Here is a 21690-nt window from a genome sequence, read left to right on the forward strand (position 1 = left end):
CGCCGGCGGCCTCAACCAGCCGGAGTCACCGCGGAGTTGCCGTCAGGACGAGGATTGCCTGGTCGTCGTCGCCGTGATGGCCGTCGGTGAAGGTGTGGACCGTTTCGATGACGGTGTCGATCACGGCCTTCGCGGTGGACCGGTCCAGGGGCATGGCGTCGGCGAGGCGTTCCTCTCCGAGGAGTTCGCCGTCGCTGTCGCGGGCCTCGGTGATGCCGTCGGTGTACAGGAGCAGGCTTTCGTGCGGCCGCAGCGTGAGGCGGTGCGGTTCGAGATGGAGGCTGGGCGTGATGCCGAGCAGGGAACCCGTGGCGTCCACGGGGCGGGTGCCGTCGCCCGTGATGTGGAGGGGCAGGGTGTGGCCGGCCCGCACGAGCGTGATGTCGAGCCCGCGCCCGGTGGGAGTGAGGTGGCCGTAGACGAGGGTGACGAAACCGGTGCCGTGGCTGTCGGGTCGGTTGAGGAGGGCTCGGTTGACGGCGTCGACGACGGCGTCGGGGCCGGGTACGAGCGGCGCGACCGCGCGGGCGGTGTGACGGACGAGGGCCGTGGTGGTGGCGGCCATGGCGCCGCGGCCGCACACGTCACCGACCATGAACGCCCAACGGTCGTCGGCGAGGGGGAAGACGTCGTAGAAGTCGCCGCCGATGTCCAGGCCTTCGCCCGCCGGGTGGTAATGGGTGGCGATGTCCGCGCCCGGGACCACGGGCACTTCGGGCAGGAGCAGGCCGGCCTGGAGGTCCCGGGCGAGTGCGACGCGCTGGGTGTACTGGCGGGCGTTGACGGCCGCCGAGGCGGCGCGGCGGCCGAGTTCCTCCGCGAGCGCGACGGTGTGTCCGTCGAACGCGTCCTCTCCCGTGGTGAGAAGCGTGAGGGTGCCGAAGGCGCGGCCGCGGTCGACCAGCGGTACGCACAGGTAGCCCGTGACCAACAGGTCGTGCCAGGGGCCGGGGCCGGTGGGGGTGCGCCGGGCGACCTCGCTCAGGCCGGTGTCCAGGACGCGGGCCACGGCGTCGTCGGCGGCGTCGTAGACGGGGATGTGGGAGGCGAGCAGCTCGCGCTCCTGGACCGTGGGCGCGGCGGTGGCGACGCGGCGGACGCGGCCCGCTTCGATGATGTCGATCGCGCACAGCGGCGCCAGGACCGGCACGCAGGAGTCGGCCAGCCTCTGGAGTGCGTCGTGGTAGTCGAGGTTGCTGGTCAGGGCGGTACTGGTTTCCAGGAGGAACGCCAGGTCGTTGCGGGCCGCCCGTGCTTTGGCCTCGGCGGCGAGGCGGCCCTGTTCGGCCTCGTGGCGTTCGATGGCCAGGGCTGCGGTGTCGGCGAAGACACGGGCGAGTGCGTGGTCGGCTTCCTGCGGGGCGCGTGGGGTGCGGTGGTACATCGCGAAGGTGCCCAGGAGAGCGCCGTCCCGGGCCAGGATGGGTGTGGACCAGCAGGCGGCGACCCCCGCCCGTTCGGCCAGGTCACGGAAGTCGTCCCAGAAGGGGTCGGTGGCGATGTCGGTCACGATGACGGCCTGGCGGCGGTGGGCGGCCGTGCCGCACGAGCCGACGCCTTCGCCGGTGGCGATGCCGTCGATGGCCTGGTTGTAGAAGTCCGGGAGGCTCGGCGCGGCACCGTGGCGCAGGTGCCGGCCGTCGGTGTCCGCGAGCAGCACGGAGACCAGGACCTCGTCGGGAGAGAGGTCCTCGATGGTGCGTGCCATGCCGTCCAGCACCTGATGCAAGGGGGCTTGACGGGCGATCTGCTCCAGTAGCGCGCGATGCTCGGCCGTGAGGCGCTGCGCCTGCTTGACCTGCGTCGTCTCCACGCCGAACACCCACACGCCGGTGACGTTGCCGCCCGCGTCCAGACGGGGCTCGTAGGAGAAGTCGAAGAACGCCTCGCGTGCCGTGGGGCCGCTGCCGAGCAGGGCGCGGGTGTCGCGGCCGACGTGGCCCCTGCCACTTCGGTAGACCCGGTCCAGCAGTTTGAGGAATCCCTGCTCCGCCAGTTCCGGCATCAGTTGCGCCAGCGGCGCGCCCGTGCGGGCGCGGTCGTCACCGCCGATCGCGGCGAAGAAGGCGGGATTGGCGCTCTCCAGCAGGTGGGCGGGCCCGGCGAGGGAGGCGAACACGGCCGTCGACTGCCCGAAGAGCGCTCGCAGATCGTTGCCGGCTTCCTCGCCGGCCTCCGCACCCGCCACCGTGGAAAGGGCGGTAGGTGCCGGCTGTTCCGGTACGCGTGTCATCGCTCCTGCTACCTCTCAGCTGACAGGGACGCCGAGGGAGCGCTCCCCTCGGAGTCGGTTCCGTGCCCACCACTGCCGGAGGCCAGAGCAGCCTGCATCGTCCCATGGACGCCGATCGCCTGATCCAGGCCGGTCAGGGAAAAGGCTCGCGCCACCGGGGCGGGAACCGCCGCGAGCCTCAGTTCACCGCCGTGCGCCGCCAGCCGCTGATAGATGCGGACGAAACATCCGATTCCCGATGAATCGCAGAAATCGAGCGCCGTGCAGTCGACGACGACCAGCGCCCCCTGGCCACCGGCCTCGACCAGGAGACGGTCGGCCGCCTCGTCCAGCTGGACGACGCTGTCGAAGTCGAGCTCCCCCCGCACCACGAGCACCACCGCCTGCGCGGTCGACCGGACCTCAATCGAGAACACTCTTCACAGCCTCCAGCTCGGCTTCTCTCGCCCTCATCGTAAAGATCTCGTGCCGCATCGCGGAAACGTGGATCCCGAGACCGCGACGGGACCCCGTGGTCCGCGACGGGGTACCGGTGACGCGAGCCCCTCTACACAGGCACATCGGCCCGATCGTGCACCTCTGCGAAACCCTTCACGGTCTCCGCAAATTCTTCACTTGTCACCTCAGGCTCACGAGGCGGCGCTGCCCTCCATCGGCCGATGGCGCGACGGCAGGGCGCTGACCTGCCCACTTGCTCGTCCGAGACGGGACTTCGCTTCGCGGGCCACAGTGGACGGACGTGCGCGCGGGAGCCGTCGGGTGGCGAAACACCGGCCCGGCAGGGCATTTGAGGGACGGCGGGTTGCCAGGGAAGCAACCGGTGGAGGATGGTTGCCACAAGGCAACATTCTTCGACCGAAAGAGGTGAGGGGTTCGCACAGCGGGCCTTCGTCTTTGTGACTTCAACCCAGCAGGAACACGGCATGAGCGCGCACGCTCCGGCACTCATGTCATGGTCGTCCGTCCCCTACCCGGTTGTGATCGCGGATCCCGCCGGCACGGTGCGCCACACCAATCCGCGGGCGGAAGGCCTCTTCCCGGGAATCCTCTCAGGCTCACACCTGGGGTCGAGTGTCCCCACCTGGCTCGCGGAGGCACACACACGCCAGACGGCGAACGGCGGCCAGGGTGAAGGCGCCGTAACGTCGGGTCCGGTGGCCGACCGCCTGTTCGAGGCACACCCTTCGGTGCAGGACGACGGCAGCGTCGCCTGGTGGCTGACCGACGAGACGGACCACCACCTGGCCCGCGAGGCACTGGAGACGGAGCGCGATCGGACCGCGTTCCTCACCGAGGCGTCCAACACCCTGCTCTCGTCGTTGAATCTGCAGCGCTGCATGGACGTCACCGCCCAACTGGCGGCCGGCCACCTCGCGGACGCGGCGCTGGTGGTCGCACCCCGCAGCGGAAACCGTCTGCCCGTCGTCACGTGCACCGGGTACGAACAGCCGGAGCGCTCCCTGCGGGAGGTGAACGCCGAGGACGTTCCTGGCCTCGCGGAGGCTCTGCAGGGGTTCCCGCCAGTGCCCTCGCGCTGGATCGATCCCGCGTCCGCCCCGGAATGGCTCGTCCCCGAGACCTTCGGTCCGGTCGGCTCGATCGTCGTCACACCGCTGCCCGGTCACGGCGTGCCCGCCGGTGCCCTCATCCTGCTGCGCCGCAGCGAGGAGGCCGCCTTCACCGAGCAGGAGGAGGTCTTCGCCCGCCTCTTCGCCGCCCGCGCCGGCGCGGCCATGTCCGCGGCCCGTCTCTACGCGGAGCAGGCCTCGCTCTCCCAGACGCTGATGCGTGATCTGCTCCCGCCGGACCTGCACCAGATCGCGGGGGTGGACTTCGCCGGCGGCTACCGCCCGTCGAAGGACCACGAACGGATCGGCGGCGACTTCTACGACGTCCACCCCGCCACCACCGAGGGCGAAGCGTCCTTCGCCGTACTCGGCGACGTCTGCGGGAAGGGCCTCGAGGCCGCCGTCCTCACCGGCAAGATCCGCAACACGCTGCACGCCCTCCTGCCGATGGCCGACGACCACCAGCGGATGATCGACCTTCTCAACGGAGCCCTCCTCAACTCCCACAGCACCCGCTTCGCGACCCTCGTCATGGTCTCCGCCGTGCGCGACGCGGGCTCCGTGCAGCTACGGCTGACGAACGCCGGCCATCCGGCGGCTCTGATCGTGCGCGCCGACGGCACCGTCGAGGAGGCCACCCGCCGCGGCACGCTCGTCGGCGCGCTCCCCGAGGCCCGCGCCACGACCACGCACAGGACCCTGGCACCGGGCGAGTTCTGCGTGCTGTTCACCGACGGCATCACGGAGGCCCGGGGTGGCCCGCTCGGCGACGAGATGTTCGGCGAGGCCCGGTTGAGGGAGACCCTGGCCCGCTGTGCGGGGATGCCGGCCGAGGCGATCGTGGAACACGTGCAGATGCTCGCGGCGCAGTGGGTGGGATCCGACGGGCACGACGACATGGCCGTCATGGTGATCGCCGCTCCTCGTTCCCGGCATCTCAGTGCGGTGGGCGGCCGTACTCGGGGAAGGTTCACTTCATGACCCTTACCGCGACCGTCTCCCGGGAGCACTGGAGACAGCAGCTCTGGGAGGCCGTCAGTACCGGCGACGAGCACGCCGCCACGGACACGGTCTTCGACGCGCTCGACCGGGGCGTGAACGCGGAGTGCCTGCTCCTGGACCTGATCGCGCCCGTCCAGCGCAGGGTGGGTGAGGAGTGGGCGGCCAACCGCCTCACCGTCGCCCAGGAGCACGCCGCCACCGCGATCAACGACCGTGCCGTCGCGGCACTGTCGCACCACTGCGGCGACGGCGCCGCAGCGTCCCGGGGCCGGGTGACGGTCTCGTGCGTGGACGGCGAGTGGCACGGGCTGCCCGCCCGCCTCCTCGCCGAGGTGCTCAAGCTGCGTGGCTGGAGGGTCGACTACCTCGGTGCCCAGGTCCCCACGGGCCACCTCATCTCCCACATCCATCAGACCGGACCCGACCTGGTCGCGCTGTCGAGTTCGATCGCGACCCGTCTGCCGACCGCGCACGCGACGATCACCGCGGTCCAGGCCACCGGCACTCCCGTCCTGGTCGGCGGGGCGGCCTTCGGCAGCCGCGGCCAGTACGCCGCCCTCCTCGGCGCCGACGCCTGGGCGGCCGACGCGCGCGACGCCGCCGACCGGCTGAGCCACGGTCCCCTGCGGCGTCCGGCCCCCGCGCACCAGCCCATCGACGACCTGCCACACCTCGCCGACCAGGAATACACGATGGTCACGCGCACCCGTGCCCCCCTGGTGCGCACCGTGATGAGCACGCTCGAAGAGCGCTTCCCCGCCATGCGCGCGTACACCGACGCGCAGCGTGCGCACACCGCCGAGGACATCGCGCACATCGTGGACTTCCTCGCGACCGCCCTCTACATCGACGACGTGGAACTCTTCACGGGCTTCCTCACCTGGACGGCCGGGATCCTGACCGCCCGCAGGGTTCCCGCCCGTTCGCTCACCCCGGCACTGGCCATCCTGGGCGAGCAACTCAAGGACTTTCCGCGCGCCACCCTCATGCTCACCCAGGCCGCCGGCCGTCTCGCCGGTGCAAGGTCCGTGATCGCCTCCGACTCCAGGAACACCGAATGACGCCGCCCGCCCCGTTCGACCCCACCTACCTGCGCCTGACCACCGCGAGTGAGTCCGGCGACGAAGTGCGCCTGGAGCTGTACGGGTTCCTCGACTACGAGAGCGCCGACCACTTCCTGGCCGTCGCCACCGGGCAGCTCGCCGAGAGCCCCGGCCTGCGCGTCCTGCACGTGGACTGCGCCGGCATGAGCGGCATCGACTCCACGGGGCTGGCCATGCTGCTCATGCTGCACCGCCGCACGACCGCGGCCGACGTCACCCTCCGCCTGGTCAGCCGGCCCCCCGCCCTCGAACGGATGCTGGACATCACGGGCACCCTGGAGCACCTCGTCCCCCGCCGGGCAGCCGAGACCGGGAGCCTATCCGAGTCCCCGTACGCGGAATATCACCCCGCGTCGGAGAACGGCCTCCCCGCCGACTCCGCGAGCCACGGCTCGCAGGCCGTGGGCCCGGACATGAGCGGCTGACGCAGTGACGCGGATCAGACGGGCCGGCGAGCCGCAGGCATCCGTGTCCTGAAGCCACACGGGTCTCGACAGGGCTCTGCCGCGCGCTACACGCGCGCTCCGTGCACGTGCCGCGGCTCGGCGAGCAGGCCGTAGATGACCAGCACCGACACGGTCATCACGACGAGGGACCAGAACGGGTAGACCGGAAGGAACATCATCTGTCCGACCAGGCACAGCGCCGCCAGGCAGATGCCCGTCCGCCGTGCCCCTCTGGAGCCCACCAGCACACCGATGGCGGCCAGCGCCATCACGATGCCGACGACCACCCAGATCCAGCCCCATGCCGTGTAGTTGAAGATGAGCAGCCGGTTGCCCTGGGAGTAGACCGTCGAGTAGTACCCGTGGTTGAAGATCGCCACGAACCCGTTGAGCAGGTTGAACAGAGCGCTCACCATCAGCAGGATCCCGGCGAACGCGACCCAGTGCGAACGTTCCATCGGCGGCACGGCGTCGTCGGCCGGCGCAGCTTGTTGTTGCATGGGATCCATGGGATGCGGCCCCGGGGCGTGCCGCAATCGATGGTGGCCCAAAAGGGGTGCGGCTCCCACTCCCGCTCATGCGCTGCGGGCATGTCCTTGCCGTACGCCGCGGACCACACTCCGAGCGGTCCGTCCATGAACTCCGAGAGGCGCGCCCCTGATCCTTGTCGGATAGTGGTCCGCGTCGAGCCGCCGCGGGATTGGACGCACATGGACCGCTACCCTCCCATCGCCGAACACGGCCTGGTCGGCGACCTGCAGACCGCCGCTCTGGTGTCCTCCCAGGGCGTCGTGAACTGGTTCTGCTCGCCGAGGTTCGACTCCCCCAGCGTCTTCGCCTCGCTGCTCGACCACGACCGCGGCGGGTACTTCCGGCTGGCTCCGGAACACACGGACGTGTCGTGCAAGCAGCTCTACTACCCCGACACCGGCGTGCTGGTCACGCGGTTCATGTCACCGGAGGGCGTGGGCGAGGTCGTCGACTGGATGCCGGCGATCACCAGCCGTGTTCCCACCGACCGGCACAGCCTGATGCGGGTGATCCGCGTGGTGCGCGGCACCGTGCGGTTCCTCCTGGAGTGCAGGCCGAGGTTCGACTACGGCCGGGCGGAGCACGAGCTCGAACTGAGATCGCAGGACGCCGTCTTCCGGGGCCCCGGTATCGCGGGTCACCTCCAGGCGACGTTCCCGCTGACCCGCGACGGCCAGGACGTGCGGGGCGCCATCACCCTCGGCGTCGGCGAGTCCGCCGTCGCCGTCTTCACCACGTGCGCCGTCGACGGCGAGGCGCCGCCTCCGCTCACGGTCGACGGGGTGGACGAGAGCCTGTGGCACGAGGTGGACTTCTGGCAGAAGTGGCTCCACACCTCCCACTACCGCGGGCGTTGGGCGGAGATGGTGAACCGCTCCGCCATCACCATCAAGCTCCTGACCTACCACCCGACCGGCGCACCCGTCGCCGCCGCCACGATGGGCCTGCCGGAGCAGGTCGGCGGGGAGCGCAACTGGGACTACCGGTACTCCTGGGTGCGGGACGGAGCTCTCTCCGTACGGGCTCTGCTCGACCTCGGGTTCGCCGAGGAGGCGTCGGCGTTCACCAAGTGGCTGGGCGACCGGATGCGGGACCGGGCCGACCTGCCCGGTGAGCGCCTGCAGATCATGTACCGGGTCGACGGCGACCCCCTTCTGACCGAGGAGACCCTCGACCACTGGGAGGGCTACCGGGGATCGAGGCCGGTCCGGGCCGGCAACGCCGCCGCCGACCAGCTCCAGCTGGACATCTACGGCGAGTCCCTCTACGCCCTGGCCGAGGGCAAGGATGTCGGGGTGGAGCTGGGCTACCACGGCTGGAAGGGTCTCGCCAAAACGCTGGACTGGCTGTCCGACAACTGGGACCGCCCCGACGAGGGGATCTGGGAGACACGCGGGGGACGCAACGACTTCACGTTCAGCCGCGTGATGTGCTGGGTCGCCTTCGACCGGGGCATGCGCCTGGCGACCGAGCTGAGCCGCCCCGCGGACATCCCGCGCTGGCGCAACGCCCGGGACGCGATCCTCGAGCAGGTCATGGACAAGGGCTGGAGCGCATCCGAGCAGGCTCTGGTGCAGCACTACGGCGGGGACGTCCTGGACGCCTCGCTCCTACTGATCCCGCGCGTCGGATTCCTCGCCGCGAAGAGCCCCGGGTGGCTGTCCACCCTGGACGCCATGGAGCGCAAGCTCGTCTCGGACAGTCTCGTCTACCGCTACGACCCGGCCGCCTCGCCCGACGGTCTGCGCGGCTCCGAAGGCACCTTCAGCCTCTGCACGTACCTGTACGTCGACGCCCTGGCCCGCGCCGGACGCGTTCGGCCCGCCCGCTACACCTTCGAGAAGATGCACACCTACGCCAACCACGTCGGTCTGTTCGCCGAGGAGATCGGCCCGAGCGGCGAGCAACTCGGCAACTTCCCGCAGGCGTTCACCCATCTGTCGCTCATCATGGCGGCATCGACCCTGGACGAGGCCATTGACCGGCAGCGACAGCTCCGCTGAGCCGCACGCGGAGCGGCCCGGACCCGGCACGCGGTCCCGCGAGAGCCGTGCCGCCTTCGACGCGCTGTACGCGCGTCTGCGGCAGCGGGCGGACGACGCCGAGTCCCCGGCCGGCCTCGGAGCGCCGGCCGGTATCACGCGGGCGACGATTCTGGCCGCGGCGGCCGAGGTCCGTTCGGGGCTGACCGTCTCGCTCTCGTCCCCCATCGACACCCGGACGGCGCCCGACGATCCGCACCCGGCCGTCCACCGGATCACCGGCCGCCCCAGGACCGCGGCCGCCGGCCTGCAGTTCGCCACCGACCGCTTCTCGATGAACGTCCACGGCGACGCGGACAGCCACCTCGACGCCCTGTGCCACGTCGTCTACGACGGCACGCTGCACGGCGGTGTCCCCGCGAGCACCGTCACGGACGAGGATGCCACCGCCCTGTCCGTCGCGTCCCTGCACGACGGCATCGTCGGTCGTGGTGTCCTGCTCGACATTCCGCGGCTGCGGGGAGTGCCGTGGCTGGAGCCCGGCGACTGCGTCACCTACGACGACCTCGTGGCCGCGGAAACCGCGCAGCACGTTCGGGTCGGCGCCGGGGACATCCTGCTCGTGCGGGTCGGTCACCGCCGCAGGCGTGAGGAGAACGGGCCCTGGGACGCCTCACGCAGCCGCGCCGGTCTGCACCCCGCGGCGGTGGAGTTCCTGGCCGAACGCCGGGTCGCCGTGCTCGGCGGCGACGGCAACAACGACACGGCCCCCAGCCCCACCGACGGCGTGGACTTCCCCGTCCACGTCCTCGCCCTCCACGCACTCGGCGTGTATCTGATGGACTATCTGCGGTTCGAGGACCTCGTGCCTCGCTGCGAGGAGGCAGGGCGCTGGTCGTTCCTGTGCGTCGTCGCGCCTCTGCGTCTCCCCGCGGCGACCGGCTCCCCCGTGAATCCCATCGCCATCCTCTGACGTTCGGGGTTGGATGGTCGCGCCTCGCCCGCATCTCCCCTCCGTCGAGGGGACGACCACAAGGAGCAGCATGGTGCGATCGGCCACGGCACCGACGATCATCGTGGTGATGGGTGTTTCCGGTTCGGGCAAGACGACGCTGGGCCGTCTGCTCGCGGGCCGTCGCGGGGAGCCGTTCGTCGAGGGTGACGAACTCCATCCGCCCGAGAACATCGCGAAGATGTCGGCCGGCGAGGCCCTGACCGAGGAGGACCGCGCGCCCTGGCTCCGGGCCCTCGCCGACGTGATCCGTTCCGCGACGGAGAGCGGGGAGGGGGCCGTCATCTCGTGCTCAGCCCTCCGCTACGACTACCGGCGCCTCTTCCGCGCGGCCGGCCCCGGGGTGTGGTTCCTGTATCTGGCTCTGGACCGCGAGATCGCCGAGGCCCGTGCCGGGCAGCGGACGGGGCATTTCATGCCGGTCGCCCTCCTCGACTCCCAGTTCGCCGCGCTGGAGCCCCTTAGGGACGACGAGCCGGGACTGACGGTGGACGCCGCTTCCGGAACCGAGGCGATCGTGGACACGGCCGTCACCGCGCTCGCGGACTTCGAGCCGGACGCGTCGAACTGACGTCGTCCCGGGCGTTCGCGATGGCCGTCAGGCGCCGACCAACGCCTTGTTCACGGCGCCGAGGAAGTCGTCGAGGTCCTTCGGCGTGCGGGACGTGACCAGGGTGTAGCCGTTCGCGCTGTCGCTCACGACCGCCTCGTCGATCCACTCCTTGGCGCCGGCGTTACGGACGTCCGTGCGCACCGAGGGGTAGGAGGTGAGCGTCTTCCCGTCCAGTACCCCGGCTTCCACCAGTGCCCAGGGGCCGTGGCAGATCGCGGCGATCGGACGACCCGACGACGCGAACGCCCTCACCGTCTCAAGTGCCTTGGGTTCGAGTCGGAGTTGGTCGGCGTTGATGGTGCCGCCGGGAATCAGCAGCAGCTGGTGACCGTCGGGATCCAGCGATTCCAGGGTCGCCGTGGGTACCACCGTCTCGCCCGGGTCCTTGTCACCGACGAGCGTCTGGATGGGGTCCGAGGACACGGCGGCGATGGTGACGTCGGCGCCGTCCTCCCGCAGTCGGTTGACCGGCACCACCAACTCGTCCTGTTCCACACCGTAGTTGGTGACCAGCACGAGCACGCGGTGACCGTTGAGCGGCTTGTCGGACATGGTGATGCGTCCTTCCCTTCGTTCTGCCTGTGGTGTGGTTCAGGGGCGGGACGAGGCCTGGAGCGGTTGCTCGGGCCAGACACCCGTCGAGTCCTGTCTCCGCCCGGCGGCGGCCGAACCCGCCGGTTGCGTCACCGGGAGACGGACTGCTTCGCGGCGTCCTTCTCGGTCGTGGCTCCGGCGGTGGCGAGCGTGCCGCCCGCGGTCTCCAGGTGCGCCCGGATGAACCACTGGAACTGCTCCAGGTCACGCAGTTGCTCGATCAGCAGGTCCTCGGTGGCGGGGTCGATGTCCCCGACCTTCTTGACCGCGGCGCGCAAGTCCTCGATCAGCCCGGTGTACACGAGGTCGAGCGCACCGAGGTGGGCGATGGCGTCGGCTCGGCCGACGCTGTAGTCCTTCCACGTGCGTCCGTCGACCAGCGCGCCCGGCGTGCCGTGCGCGACTCCGCCCAGCGCCGCGATGCGCTCGGCGACGTCGTCGGCCATGGCGCGGACACGGTCGACCTGCGGGTCGAGCATCTCGTGCACGGCGATGAAGTGCGGGCCCACCACGTTCCAGTGGACGTGCTTGAGCGTGAGGTGGAGATCGTTGAGGGAGTGCAGGCGCTCCTGCAGTACCTCGATCAGGGAGCCGGCGTCCTCCACCGTGAGGCCGGGGACGGTGTAGCGGGGGGTGACCTCGCGTGCCATAGGTGTATCTCCTGTTCTCATGTGCTTTGCCCACTCTGGGTACCCGGGACGGGCGAACACAATCCACCCGTGTCGCATCCGAACCACAGAGCGCGCGTGTCTCTGTCCCTTGTTCGGCTGCCGCGCCTCGTGCCGACCGGCGTCAGGGTGTTCTCGCGGAGTCGAGTCGGGCGGTGCCGCGGTGCCGGGGAGGATTTCCCCCACCCGCTGCCGGGTCGCGCAGGGCCGTCAAGAGGTCCGCCAGGCCGCCCGGAGCGCGCCCTCGCAGTCGGGCCGCGGTGTGCACCGGGTGCCGGTCGGTGCGGGCGACGCGGTGGCCTGTCGCGGAGAGCCGGACGGCCAGGTCGTGGTCCTCGCCGGTGCGCAGCGGGGCGAAGCCGCCCACCCGCAGGTACGCGGCGGCGGACACACCCAGGTTCGCCCCGTGGACGTGCGGGTGCTCCCACCTCGACGTCGTCCCTGCGAAATGGCGGGTACGGAAGTAGTCGGCGTCGTGGCGGGCCACATGAAGGGACCCGACCGTGGTGGAGGCGAGGCGGATGGTGCCCAGGACGGCGTCGTATCCCCGGCGCGCCCAGGCGAGCTGGTGGGCGAGCCAGGCTGTCGGCACGGTGCTGTCGGCGTCCGTCATGGCCAGCCACACGTCCGGGCCGGCATCCGCCAGCGATGTGAGGGCGTGGTCGACGCCGGCCGCCCGCGCGGCCCCGACGTTGCGGCTCCAGGTGGGGACGACGCTCGCTCCCCCTCGGGCGGCGAGAGTCGCCGTGGCATCCGTGCAGGCGTCCGCCGCCACCACGATCACGACGGGCACCGGTGCCACGAAGGCGGCGGCCGCCCGCACACTGCGCAGACAGGCCTGGATGCGCCGTTCCTCGTCGTGTGCCGGGACCACGACGGCGATGGCGGCGGGCGTCACGCGAGTCCTTCCGCGCGAGCCGGTGAGACCACCGGGCCGGGACCGGGCCGGTGTTCGTGGACGGTCAGGGTGAAGTCGGGGTCGTCGTAGCGAGCGAGGGGACTCAGACCCGTCAGGGAGCCGAGGCGGTCGGCGATGTCACGGCCCGTGCAGGTGTGTTCGGCAACCGGGTGGTTCCAGTGCACGGTGACCAGATGGCCGCCCTCGCCGAGGCTCTCCGCACTCCGCCGGAGCAGCCGCGTCCGCGTGTCGCTGTCGAAGTAGTAGAGGAGTTCCGACAGCACGATCAGGTCGAACGAGCCCTCGGGCCACTGGTCGGGCACCGTCATGTGCCGCACGGTGACGTGGTCCAGGCCGGCGGTGCGTCGGGCGCCGGCCTCGACGGCCGAGGCGACGCGGTCGGTGGAGAGCAACTCCTCGCACCGGGTGGCCAGGAGTTCGGTCAGAACCCCCACCGAGCAGCCCGGCTCGAAGGCGCGCCGGTAGCGGGGGCGCGCCAGGGCGGCCACGGTGAGTTCGTACTTGCGGCGGTCGTACCACCGCTCGCCGAGATGCCACGGGTCGGTGGCACCGGCGTACTGGTCGTCGAAGTAGCTCGCCGGGGTGTTCACCGGATCACCGTCTCGAAGGTGCGGGTGTGGTGGGCGATCTCCCGTGCCGGCAACACCGGCCCGACGCCGGAGCCACGGCCTTCGAGCTGGCTGGTGAACCGTGCCAGGGCCGCCTTCTTGCGGTCGCTCGCCGCTTCCGTCAGGGGGAGAACGGAGGCTCGCTCCCACGGCACGCGGGGGTCGTACGGACGGGCCCAGTGCCACATCCACACGGGGTAGAACCACACCGGGGTGGATCGGTCGCGGCCGGCAGCCCGGGCGCCCCTGCCGGCGGCCTCGTGGTCGCTGTGCAGGTCACCGACCCAGGGCGCCACGCACACGGCGGCCCCCACGGCGTCGAGCACCTCGCCGATCACGGCCCGCGCCCAGGACTCCTGCTCGTCGAGGCCCGTGTCCGTCAGGCCGGCGTGCACGGGGGCGGGCAGCTCACCGAGCTCGCCCAGAGCCGCGGCCAGCTCGCCGCGCCGACGGGCGGCCAACCGCTCCCGGCCCGAGGCCGACAGGGTGCCGTGCGATGCTTCCCCGTCGGTCAGGCACACGGTGTGGACCGCCGCACCGGCATCGAGGAGAGCGGCCATCGCACCGCCGAACCCCAGCACCTCGTCGTCCGGATGGGCGGCCACGACGACGACAGGACCTTCCGGGAGCACCAGGTGGGGCAGGTGGTCCGGCAGCTGTGCCGCCACCCACTCCGCCTCGTCGGTGCCCTGGGCGTCGATGGCCGCGGCGGCGGCCCGTCTCGCGGCGCCCATGGTCTCCAGCGAACTCATCGCGTCGCCTCCGCCGCGTCCGTCGTGACCAGACGGCCGAGTTCGGCCAGGTTCGCCTCGGCGTGGTGCTGACGCACGTAGACCGTCAGATCCGCCACCGCGCGGGCGTGCCGTTCGTCGTGGCACAACGGGCCGGCACCCGTGGCGCGTCCCACGTGGTCCAGCACCTCGGTGCACACCTTCTCGGCGAGCGCCCGTACGCGCATGCTGCGCACCCGGGCCTCGTTCCGGACGTCCAGGGGGTCGTCGTCGATGTCCTCGCCGGCATGGCGCAGCATCGTGTCGGCCGTGTGCAGCAGGACGTCGACGGCTCCGAGATGGGCGGCCGCGTGCGCGTTGAGCCGGCCCGCCGCGCCTCGCTCGTACAGGGGAGCGGCGACGGCGTGGGCACCGCCCAGCCAGCAGGCCGCCACGCCGATGCCTCCGTGCTGGAATCCCGGCCGCTCGAGATAGCCCTCCACCGCGCCGACGGCTCGCGCGGGTGTGGCGGTGAAGGACATCTCCAGGCTGTCGCTGCCGGCCATGCCGATCGCCGGCCAGGTCCCTTCGACCGGCTGCACGCCGGGGTGGTCCAGGGCGACGGCGAACAGGCGGTAGCCGTCCTCGGCGTCCGCCGTGACCAGGGCGTGGGTGCAGGCGTGGGCACCGGAGCAGTAGGGCTTGACGCCGCTCAGCGTCCACCCCCGTTCGGTGCGGGTCGCGTGGGCGCCGGGGCCGGGCGGGCGCGCGGCCCAGACGCCCCATCTCTCGCCCGCGGCGGGCAGGGGGTGGCCGAGTTCGTGCAGGATCGCGGCGGCGTCCAGGTGGCCCTCGGCGAGCCGGGCGAGTGAGAGGTCACGACGGCCCAACGCCATCAGTACGGCGAAACGGCGAGCCGTCGACCGGCCTGGCAGGGGCACGCCCTGGGCCTCGCGCTCGACGAAGTCGGCGAACAGGTTCGCCGTGCGCTGTTCCGGTGTGCGGAGGCGATCGGGAATCTGGGGAGGCGTGACAGTCACGCGGACCTCCTGCGTACATCGTCGAGGGTGTCGGGAGGCGTTGAGTATCCGCAGGCCCGTGCTCAAAACACGCAACACGCCTGGTCCGGCGGACGGCCGGGCACCGCTCGGAGCCGGCGGCCCGGGCCCGCTGCCCCGCGACCGGCCCGCATCCCGCCGCGCGCGGCGCCGCTCAGGCGGTCGGGGTGCGTTCCCAGGCCCTTCGTGGTGGCTGTCCGGCCGGGGCGGCAGTCGATCTCGTTGCTCCGAGCGCGGCAGACACCGTGTACAGCCAGCATCCGGCAGCTCACGGACAGCCGCCACTTCGCGGACCTCACCCCCTGTGCCACGGCGAACGGTCGGCATACCTCGGCGGAATGGTGGCACCTGCATTGCCGTACCCGAGCGGCTCGGGGGCGGGTCGGCCCGGCGGGTGAGGCGCGAAGAACGTGCCCCCTGACGTCGGCCCTCGTCGGGGACGCCACACGAACGCCCCGAGCCGACGGGCTTCCTCACCCCTTCGCCGTCAGCCGACGGCGGCCGGGCCACGCCCGCCCGACGACGGGCGACGGGTCCGGTCCGATGACTGTGTCAGGAGATCACCCATGCGGATGCGCAGATTCGGCTGGGAGGCGGCGGCGACCGCCGCCTCCCTGCGCCGCGCGTTCACCTCGGCGGGCCGGGAGCGTGATGCCTGCGTGCAGGCACTCAAGGCGGCGGGGGCGGCCGTCGCCGCGTGGGCGGTGGTCGGCGCGTGGTGGGACGCGCCGATGGCTCTGATGGCGCCCTGGACAGCCGTGGCGCTGGTCCAGGGCACGGTCTACCGCTCGGTGCGCACCGGCGTGCAGCAGCTGGCGCTCATCACGGCGGGCACCTTCCTGGCGACCGGTGCCGCGATGATCACCGGCAACGTCATGGCGGCCATGGCCCTCGCTCTGCCACCGGCCGCGCTGCTCGGCATCCACAACCGCTTCGGCGACCAGGGCGTCTACGCCCCCACCACGGTGATCTTCGCCCTCGCGTACGGGACGCTCTCCGGGGAGGACATGGCGCATCGCCTCGCGGAGACGGCGGTGGGTGCCGTCATCGGCATCTCCGTCAACGCGCTGCTCCTCCCACCGGTGCATCTGCGCGGTGTGGAGGAGGCGCTGTCCGCCATGGCCCGGGAGAACTCGTCCCTGCTCCGGATGATGGCGGCCGATCTGGCGGCCGGGTACTCCGAGGAGGACACGGCCCGGTGGCGAGGCCGGGTGGCCCAGATCTCCGCATCGCTGGAGGGACTGCGCAACGCACGGATCTGGAACAGGGAGAGCTACCGGTTCAACCCGGGCCAACGCCTGCGCCGCGGCTTCCGCGAACCTCCGTCGATCGACCACGACGCCTACTGGGAACGGTTCCTGGACCGCACCTCCGCCATCGTGGACAACCTCGCCGCTGCCGCGGGCGAGGAGCGGGGGCTCGCCCAGCCACCGACCGCCCGGCTGACGCTGCTGGCCCAGCTCCTCAGCGCTGTCGCCGACGTCTGCGAGTGGGACCGCACCCGGTGGGGGCTGCACAGCGACGAGGCGGACCTCGCCCGGCGGGACGCCGCACAGGACCGCGCAGAGCAGGCGCTGGTGTGCCTCAAGTCCGGGCTGGCCGACGAGGACCCGGAGACGGTGGTGACGGTCGGCGCGCTGAGCGCCTCGGGACAGCAACTGCTGCGCCTGCTCAGCGGCGCGTCCGGTACGCCCAAGGTGCGCGGCTGAGAACACCTCCCGCCCCCCTGGTCCCTCCGACATCGCGGTGGTGGCGTCGCCGCCCGTGGCGCCACGGGCGGGACGCGACACTCCGGAACGCCGCGGACTTCCAGCAGGTGATGTTCCGACGAATTCGGGGCAAACATGTCGAGACGAGCAGGTCGCCGGGCGGAGACGCCCTGCGAACGCGGTGACGAACGCCGCGTCCCCTCGTCAAGTCGAGGCAAGCCACTCCGGGTTCTTGGAGGACCGCGTGGACGACCGCGTGACAGAGCTGGGGAATCTGCGGAGCGACAACACTCACCTTCACGAGACGATGCGCTCCGGCGCCGTGGTGGACCATGCGATCGCGGTCGTCGTGGCTCTCGGGCAGCTGGCTCCGGAACAGGCGGAGCACATTCTCCAGGAGCTCGCCCGGCACACGGGGATCAAGCTGCGTCACGTCGCCCAGCTGCTCATCGAGTGGACCCGTACCGGACGGCTGTGCGCCGACCTCCGTACGGAACTCGACCGGCAGCTCGCGGGACACACCAAGTCACCGCAGGTCGGCGTCTGAGCTGGTCGACGAGCGCGCACGCTTCGCCCCCGGAGCCCGCACCGCCCTGCGGGCCCGAGGGAGCGCGATCAGCGCCCCAGCGCCCGGCGCAGCTGCTGCTTGTTCATCGAGGAGCGCCCCTCGACGCCCTTCTTCTTCGCCTCTTCGTAGAGCTGGTCCCTCGTGGGCCCCTGCGCGCCGCTGTGCGAGCGTTCGCCGCCACGCTGCGACGCGGACTTCTTGTCGCGTGTGGACGTCCTGCTCGCCGTCTTGGACTCGCCGGCCCTGGCCCGCTCCTTGTTGACCGTCCGAGCGGCGATCTCCTTCGCGCGGCCGGCGGACTCGCCTCGCTTCTCCGCGCTCTCCTTGACGTGCTCGTACTGGCGCTCACGCTTGGGACTGGAACCTGCGGGCATGACGTCTCTCCTTACCCTTCCGAAGGCCGGTCGGGCCGAACGGCCCGGTGGTACGAGGGGTTCCCGTCCGGATGGGATGCACGCGCGGGAACCGCCGCCTCCACTCCAACCCAAGTCCCCTCGGCGCGCGACCCAAGGGCTCCGGCCCGGCCGCATGGTGCGACACCGGGACGACGCGCTCTCCGGCCTGGGCATGAACGATCACGAAGGGGGGACCCACGACCGGTGTCGGTGTGTACGTACGGGGAACTCCGGGCCCGGTCGACGGCACGCCGCGTGCACGAGCCGAACCCCAGGAGGCATCTGTCCAGGATCACCGCCGAGATCGCCACGCAATGACGGCACTGGTTCTTCTTCGCGCAGCGGGACATCACGTCGCCGGACAGGCACCCGAAGCACCCGCCGCCGCGCTGATCGACTTCCTCCATGAGGACCGGCGGCCACTCGCGTCGGGACCCGACCGGCGCGGACTCGGTGAGTACGTCAGCCCTGGGGTCGTTCGATGCGGAGTCGGCCGGAGAGCAGCCGTTGCGCGGAGGTCAGTACGTGCGTCGTGGCGGCGGTGCTGCGGAGCGCGGCGCGGGCCGCGTTCGCTCCGCAGGCTCCGTGGACTCCCCCGCCCGGGTGCGCCGACGCCGAAGCGAGGTAGAGCCCTCGCACCGGTGTCTCGGGGCGGCCGGTGCCCGGCACCGGCCGGAACACGAGCTGTTGGTGGAGGTTGGCCGTGCCTCCGTTGATCGCACCGCCGTGCAGGTTGGCGTCCATGGCCTGAAGGGTGGGAGGCGCCAGGATTCTGCGGGCGCGCACGAGGGAACGGAATCCCGGCGCGTAGCGCTCCACATGGCGTTCCACCCGGTCGGCCATCGCCTCCTGTTCCCGCTCGTCCCAGGCTCCGGTGATGTCGTCGGCGCCCGCGTCACCCGTGACGGTCTGCGGGACATGCGTGTACGCCCACGCGCTTTCGGTCCCCAGCGGGGAGCGCGAGACGTCTGCCGTCGTCATCTGTCCGAGCAGGGTGAAGGGGCGGTCGGGCACCTGTCCTTGGGCGAGTTGGGCCGCGAACCGCGTCATCTCGTCGACCCCGTCGGACAGATGCACGGTGCCGGCACCGGCCGCGGCGCCGGCGGTCCAAGGAATCGGCCCGCTCAGCGCCCAGTCGATCTTGAACGTGGAGAAGTCCCACTGGAAGCGCCGCATGCTGTCGAGAAGGCGGCGCGGCAGATGCCGCTCGTCGACCAGACCGCCGTACAGGTCGGGTGCCGAGACGTCCGCCAGCACTCCGCGCCGGACCGGGATCGCCTCACCGCTCTGGGTGCGCACTCCCACGGCCCGGCCGTCGCGCACGACGACCTCACGTACCGGTTGGCCGCAGCGTACGGTGCCGCCGCGCCGTTCGAGTCGGCGCACGAGGGCGGCCGACAGGCTTCCCGCTCCGCCGACGGGGACCGGGAAGCCGTACTGCTGTCCGAGCATGCACAGCAGCCAACCGAAGCCGCCGCTGCCGGCCGCCTCCGGTGCCAGGTCCGCGTGCAGCGCGTTCCCGGCCAGCAACAGACGTCCCGCCTCGCCGCGGAACTCCTCCTCGCCGAGCCGGCGGGCGGGCAGCACGAGCGACCGGACCAGAGGAAGGCCGGCCGGGCCACGCAACCGCCTCGCCAGGCCGGCCCCCGCCTTGAGCGGGGGAAACGGGGTGAAGAGGGCGTCCAGAAGCTGCGTGCTGATCCGGTCCCACGTGCCGCACATGCGCGTCCACGCGGCGCCGTCCCCCTCGGCGAAGGCGTCCAGCCCCTTCGCCGTCGCCTCGGTCGAGCGTTCGAGAACGGCGCAGCGTCCGTCGGGGAGAGGATGCGCGAGCGCGGACGGGGCGTGGGCCCAGCGCAGTCCCTCCGCGTGAAGGTCCATGCGTTGGATGACCGGGGAGGCGGCGGCCAGGGGGTAGAAGGCGCTGAACACGTCACTCACGTAGTCGGGATGCACCCCGCGGTCGCTGCGGACGGCACCGCCGGGCCGGCTCTGCGCCTCGAGTACCTCGACGCTCCATCCCGCGTCGGCCAGGAGGTTGGCCGCCACCAGGCCGTTGGGTCCGGCTCCGACCACCACGGCGTCCAACATGACAACTCCTCATGCCCGGCGGGCAAGGCCCTCGGGCGCGGGCACATCGGGGGAAGCCGCGGGAGCGGACCGGCGCTCCACGACCTTCGCGAGGCGGGCGAGCATCTTGCGGTGACGCAGTTGGATGACGACCTCCAGCGGAGCGGTGTGCAGGGCACCGCCCAGGCCGCGCAAGGGATGCTCATCCACCAGGACCAGCGAGTGCGGACCCCAGGTGCGTACCTCGATCGCGATACGGGCGGTGCCGAGACGGCCGCTGTCGGCCTCGAGCTCCAGCCATCGAAGCCGCTCCACCCGGCGCACGACCGTCCGCCCCTCGTAGGCGAGGCGGCCACGCCCGACGACGTACGCCAGACGAGCACCGACCTCCGGCCATCGGCCGTCCACCGGTCTCGACTCCGAGGTTCCGACGACCCACTCGGCATAGAGCCGGGGGTCCTCCAGGACCGCCCAGACGGCCTCGGGAGACCGCTCGATCACCTGGTGCCGAATGGCCACGACGGACTCCCCACATAGCGACGACATGGTGACGAGTAGCACATATCGGGCGAGTGCCCCTCTGAGACCACACCATGCGCGGCACGCCGAGACGTTCCGTCGGCTGCCGCCGCCATCTGGTGCGCATCCGTCAGCCGGCCTGCCCGGAGGAGGCGATCTCCTTGAGGTCGACGGTCTCGCCGGCGGCCGGCTTCTGCGGGTCCACGGCCTTGCCGTAGTCGCTGAAGGTGGCGGTGTTGGGGCTCTTCCCGCCCCTGGTGGTGGTGCGCAGGATGTACGGCTTTCCCTCCGTCGCCACGTACAGCGTCAGCGTCTCGCCGCCCGTCGCCCGCTTGGTCAGCCGGATGGCCTTCGTGCCGTCCACCGTGGTCGTGGACGACTTCTTCAGCCCCTTGCGCTCGGACTTGTCCTCGTCCATCGAGGCCACGAGCCCCTGTTTGTCGCACAGACCCTCGGTCGCGGAGTCGTCGGACGGCACCTTCACCCACTTGCCCTTCAGCTTCGGAACGAGCGTGTCGCTCCGGGGCTGACCCTTGAGGGCGCTCTTCCAGTACCCCTCGTCGCCCCGCAGATAGAGCGTGGTGTCGACGTGACGCACCTCGACCGTCGTGCCGGCCGTCTTGACCGTGCCCTCGCAGTTCTTGTCCCGGTCCACCGACAGATCCACATCCAGCGCGTCCCCCGCGCTCTGCCGCACCGTGCCGCTCACATGCATCGAGGTGGCGTGCCCGGTCGCCTTCACCGCCTCGGCGGCTACCTGGTCGGCGCTCTTGCCTGCGAAGGGCTGGTCCTCGGCCCCGGAGTCGCCCCCGCAACCGGTCAGCATCAGCACCGAGCTCCCGACGACCGCCACCATCGCCGAAACCTTGCTCCCGCCCATCGCTCTCCCTCCCTCGGGGCGCGATCGCGCCCTCCATCCCCGTACGGCCCTTGCGGCCGCGCCCCGCCCCGACCGTCGACTCGGCACCCGGCCCACTCGCCACCGGTCGGCCGAGGTCGTCGTCAATGACTGTTCGGCGCCGTGAGCACCGACGTCAGTTCCATCACCGCCAGCAGGCGACTGACGCTCGGCTGGAAGGATCCGCGCAGGCGGAGGCGCGCGCCGGCCGCCTGCGCCTTCTGCCGCGCCTGTATGAGGACGCCCAGTGCGGCGCAGTCGCAGAACGACACCTCGGTGAACTCGACCTCCACCCACCCGGCGCCGCCCGCCAGCACGGTCTCCAGCCCGTCCGCGAGGCGGGGCGAGGTCAGGTAGTCGACCTCACCCGCCACCCGCACGATCGCCCTGCCGCTCGTCCCGCCGATGGACAGGTCCATCCGCGAGTCGACGTCGTCTTCCTGGCCCATGTGCGCCGAGTGCCCACATGGTGACAGTCGATGCC

Annotated in this window: 22 protein-coding genes; 8 read left to right on the forward strand and 14 right to left on the reverse strand. The window is 71.5% G+C overall.

Annotation, left to right across the window (positions count from 1 at the left end):
• Positions 1 to 25: 25 nt before the first annotated feature.
• Positions 26 to 2233 (reverse strand): GAF domain-containing SpoIIE family protein phosphatase, encoded by a 2208-nt coding sequence (locus AB0C62_RS15675; protein WP_362973353.1) that lies wholly within the window; start codon positions 2231 to 2233, stop codon positions 26 to 28.
• Between the two features lie 8 nt (positions 2234 to 2241).
• Positions 2242 to 2649: an STAS domain-containing protein gene (locus AB0C62_RS15680; protein WP_362973355.1), complete on the reverse strand. Its 408-nt coding sequence runs from the start codon at positions 2647 to 2649 to the stop codon at positions 2242 to 2244.
• Positions 2650 to 3156: 507 nt separating this feature from the next.
• Between AB0C62_RS15680 and AB0C62_RS15685 the strand changes: the two genes are divergently transcribed.
• From AB0C62_RS15685 to AB0C62_RS15695, 3 genes are read left to right on the forward strand one after another with little or no spacing between them, the layout of a single operon-like run.
• Positions 3157 to 4782, forward strand: coding sequence for a PP2C family protein-serine/threonine phosphatase (locus AB0C62_RS15685; protein WP_362973357.1), 1626 nt, complete (start codon positions 3157 to 3159; stop codon positions 4780 to 4782).
• Entirely contained in the window at positions 4779 to 5864 is a 1086-nt protein-coding gene (locus AB0C62_RS15690) for a cobalamin-dependent protein (protein WP_362973359.1), read from the forward strand. The genes AB0C62_RS15685 and AB0C62_RS15690 overlap by 4 nt, the downstream gene beginning before the upstream one ends.
• Positions 5861 to 6331 (forward strand): STAS domain-containing protein, encoded by a 471-nt coding sequence (locus tag AB0C62_RS15695; protein WP_362973361.1) that lies wholly within the window; start codon positions 5861 to 5863, stop codon positions 6329 to 6331. Before AB0C62_RS15690 ends, AB0C62_RS15695 begins: the two co-directional genes overlap by 4 nt.
• Positions 6332 to 6417: 86 nt before the next feature.
• On the opposite strand, the gene AB0C62_RS15700 is transcribed toward AB0C62_RS15695, so the two are convergent.
• Complete coding sequence (locus AB0C62_RS15700; protein ID WP_362973363.1) at positions 6418 to 6852, reverse strand: hypothetical protein; 435 nt, start codon at positions 6850 to 6852, stop codon at positions 6418 to 6420.
• A 135-nt stretch (positions 6853 to 6987) separates the two neighbouring features.
• Between AB0C62_RS15700 and AB0C62_RS15705 the strand changes: the two genes are divergently transcribed.
• The 3 genes from AB0C62_RS15705 (at position 6988) to AB0C62_RS15715 (ending at position 10448) form a co-directional block, all read left to right on the forward strand.
• Positions 6988 to 8886 carry a glycoside hydrolase family 15 protein gene (locus AB0C62_RS15705; protein WP_362973365.1) on the forward strand — a complete coding sequence of 633 codons (1899 nt, stop codon included), beginning with the start codon at positions 6988 to 6990 and terminating at the stop codon, positions 8884 to 8886.
• Positions 8887 to 9019: 133 nt separating this feature from the next.
• Entirely contained in the window at positions 9020 to 9838 is an 819-nt protein-coding gene (locus AB0C62_RS15710; RefSeq protein WP_362973563.1) for a cyclase family protein, read from the forward strand.
• 70 nt (positions 9839 to 9908) lie between these two features.
• Positions 9909 to 10448 carry a gluconokinase gene (locus AB0C62_RS15715; protein ID WP_362973367.1) on the forward strand — a complete coding sequence of 180 codons (540 nt, stop codon included), beginning with the start codon at positions 9909 to 9911 and terminating at the stop codon, positions 10446 to 10448.
• A 27-nt stretch (positions 10449 to 10475) separates the two neighbouring features.
• On the opposite strand, the gene AB0C62_RS15720 is transcribed toward AB0C62_RS15715, so the two are convergent.
• The 6 genes from AB0C62_RS15720 to AB0C62_RS15745 form a co-directional block, all read right to left on the reverse strand.
• A complete protein-coding gene (locus tag AB0C62_RS15720) occupies positions 10476 to 11042 on the reverse strand; it encodes a type 1 glutamine amidotransferase domain-containing protein (protein ID WP_362973369.1) in 567 nt (188 codons plus the stop codon).
• A gap of 131 nt (positions 11043 to 11173) precedes the next feature.
• A complete protein-coding gene (locus tag AB0C62_RS15725; protein ID WP_362973371.1) occupies positions 11174 to 11734 on the reverse strand; it encodes a DNA starvation/stationary phase protection protein in 561 nt (186 codons plus the stop codon).
• A 142-nt stretch (positions 11735 to 11876) separates the two neighbouring features.
• Positions 11877 to 12650 (reverse strand): glycosyltransferase, encoded by a 774-nt coding sequence (locus tag AB0C62_RS15730; RefSeq protein WP_362973372.1) that lies wholly within the window; start codon positions 12648 to 12650, stop codon positions 11877 to 11879.
• Positions 12647 to 13261, reverse strand: a complete 615-nt coding sequence (locus AB0C62_RS15735) for an SAM-dependent methyltransferase (RefSeq protein ID WP_362973374.1) — start codon at positions 13259 to 13261, stop codon at positions 12647 to 12649. Before AB0C62_RS15735 ends, AB0C62_RS15730 begins: the two co-directional genes overlap by 4 nt.
• Positions 13258 to 14031: a PIG-L family deacetylase gene (locus AB0C62_RS15740; RefSeq protein WP_362973376.1), complete on the reverse strand. Its 774-nt coding sequence runs from the start codon at positions 14029 to 14031 to the stop codon at positions 13258 to 13260. Before AB0C62_RS15740 ends, AB0C62_RS15735 begins: the two co-directional genes overlap by 4 nt.
• Complete coding sequence (locus tag AB0C62_RS15745; RefSeq protein ID WP_362973378.1) at positions 14028 to 15029, reverse strand: acyl-CoA dehydrogenase family protein; 1002 nt, start codon at positions 15027 to 15029, stop codon at positions 14028 to 14030. The genes AB0C62_RS15740 and AB0C62_RS15745 overlap by 4 nt, the downstream gene beginning before the upstream one ends.
• A 584-nt stretch (positions 15030 to 15613) precedes the next feature.
• Between AB0C62_RS15745 and AB0C62_RS15750 the strand changes: the two genes are divergently transcribed.
• Both AB0C62_RS15750 and AB0C62_RS15755 read left to right on the forward strand, forming a co-directional pair.
• Positions 15614 to 16756: a hypothetical protein gene (locus tag AB0C62_RS15750; protein ID WP_362973380.1), complete on the forward strand. Its 1143-nt coding sequence runs from the start codon at positions 15614 to 15616 to the stop codon at positions 16754 to 16756.
• A gap of 244 nt (positions 16757 to 17000) precedes the next feature.
• A complete protein-coding gene (locus AB0C62_RS15755; protein WP_081224373.1) occupies positions 17001 to 17303 on the forward strand; it encodes an ANTAR domain-containing protein in 303 nt (100 codons plus the stop codon).
• Between the two features lie 68 nt (positions 17304 to 17371).
• On the opposite strand, the gene AB0C62_RS15760 is transcribed toward AB0C62_RS15755, so the two are convergent.
• The 5 genes from AB0C62_RS15760 to AB0C62_RS15780 all read right to left on the reverse strand — a co-directional run bounded on the left by AB0C62_RS15760 (position 17372) and on the right by AB0C62_RS15780 (position 21655).
• Positions 17372 to 17698, reverse strand: a complete 327-nt coding sequence (locus AB0C62_RS15760; protein WP_362973382.1) for a plasmid stabilization protein — start codon at positions 17696 to 17698, stop codon at positions 17372 to 17374.
• 483 nt (positions 17699 to 18181) lie between these two features.
• Complete coding sequence (locus tag AB0C62_RS15765) at positions 18182 to 19810, reverse strand: NAD(P)/FAD-dependent oxidoreductase (RefSeq protein ID WP_362973384.1); 1629 nt, start codon at positions 19808 to 19810, stop codon at positions 18182 to 18184.
• A 9-nt stretch (positions 19811 to 19819) separates the two neighbouring features.
• The gene (locus AB0C62_RS15770) at positions 19820 to 20308 is read right to left on the reverse strand and encodes an SRPBCC family protein (RefSeq protein ID WP_362973386.1); all 489 of its coding nucleotides are present in this window, start codon (positions 20306 to 20308) and stop codon (positions 19820 to 19822) included.
• A gap of 130 nt (positions 20309 to 20438) precedes the next feature.
• Complete coding sequence (locus AB0C62_RS15775; protein ID WP_362973388.1) at positions 20439 to 21188, reverse strand: hypothetical protein; 750 nt, start codon at positions 21186 to 21188, stop codon at positions 20439 to 20441.
• Between the two features lie 122 nt (positions 21189 to 21310).
• The gene (locus AB0C62_RS15780) at positions 21311 to 21655 is read right to left on the reverse strand and encodes an STAS domain-containing protein (RefSeq protein ID WP_362973390.1); all 345 of its coding nucleotides are present in this window, start codon (positions 21653 to 21655) and stop codon (positions 21311 to 21313) included.
• Positions 21656 to 21690: the final 35 nt, after the last annotated feature.

The organism is Streptomyces sp. NPDC048643 (assembly GCF_040650615.1).
Classification (GTDB): domain Bacteria; phylum Actinomycetota; class Actinomycetes; order Streptomycetales; family Streptomycetaceae; genus Streptomyces.

Bases quoted from the DNA above. Each gene is read 5' to 3' on its own strand.
- AB0C62_RS15780 (WP_362973390.1), bottom strand. From the start codon at position 21,655: ATGGGCCAGGAAGACGACGTCGACTCGCGGATGGACCTGTCCATCGGC.
- AB0C62_RS15685 (WP_362973357.1), top strand. From the start codon at position 3,157: ATGAGCGCGCACGCTCCGGCACTCATGTCATGGTCGTCCGTCCCCTAC.
- AB0C62_RS15760 (WP_362973382.1), bottom strand. From the start codon at position 17,698: ATGCCCGCAGGTTCCAGTCCCAAGCGTGAGCGCCAGTACGAGCACGTC.
- AB0C62_RS15740 (WP_362973376.1), bottom strand. From the start codon at position 14,031: ATGAGTTCGCTGGAGACCATGGGCGCCGCGAGACGGGCCGCCGCCGCG.
- AB0C62_RS15765 (WP_362973384.1), bottom strand. From the start codon at position 19,810: ATGTTGGACGCCGTGGTGGTCGGAGCCGGACCCAACGGCCTGGTGGCG.
- AB0C62_RS15715 (WP_362973367.1), top strand. From the start codon at position 9,909: ATGGTGCGATCGGCCACGGCACCGACGATCATCGTGGTGATGGGTGTT.
- AB0C62_RS15675 (WP_362973353.1), bottom strand. From the start codon at position 2,233: ATGACACGCGTACCGGAACAGCCGGCACCTACCGCCCTTTCCACGGTG.
- AB0C62_RS15700 (WP_362973363.1), bottom strand. From the start codon at position 6,852: ATGCAACAACAAGCTGCGCCGGCCGACGACGCCGTGCCGCCGATGGAA.
- AB0C62_RS15725 (WP_362973371.1), bottom strand. From the start codon at position 11,734: ATGGCACGCGAGGTCACCCCCCGCTACACCGTCCCCGGCCTCACGGTG.
- AB0C62_RS15695 (WP_362973361.1), top strand. From the start codon at position 5,861: ATGACGCCGCCCGCCCCGTTCGACCCCACCTACCTGCGCCTGACCACC.
- AB0C62_RS15750 (WP_362973380.1), top strand. From the start codon at position 15,614: ATGCGGATGCGCAGATTCGGCTGGGAGGCGGCGGCGACCGCCGCCTCC.
- AB0C62_RS15720 (WP_362973369.1), bottom strand. From the start codon at position 11,042: ATGTCCGACAAGCCGCTCAACGGTCACCGCGTGCTCGTGCTGGTCACC.
- AB0C62_RS15690 (WP_362973359.1), top strand. From the start codon at position 4,779: ATGACCCTTACCGCGACCGTCTCCCGGGAGCACTGGAGACAGCAGCTC.
- AB0C62_RS15775 (WP_362973388.1), bottom strand. From the start codon at position 21,188: ATGGGCGGGAGCAAGGTTTCGGCGATGGTGGCGGTCGTCGGGAGCTCG.
- AB0C62_RS15705 (WP_362973365.1), top strand. From the start codon at position 6,988: ATGAACTCCGAGAGGCGCGCCCCTGATCCTTGTCGGATAGTGGTCCGC.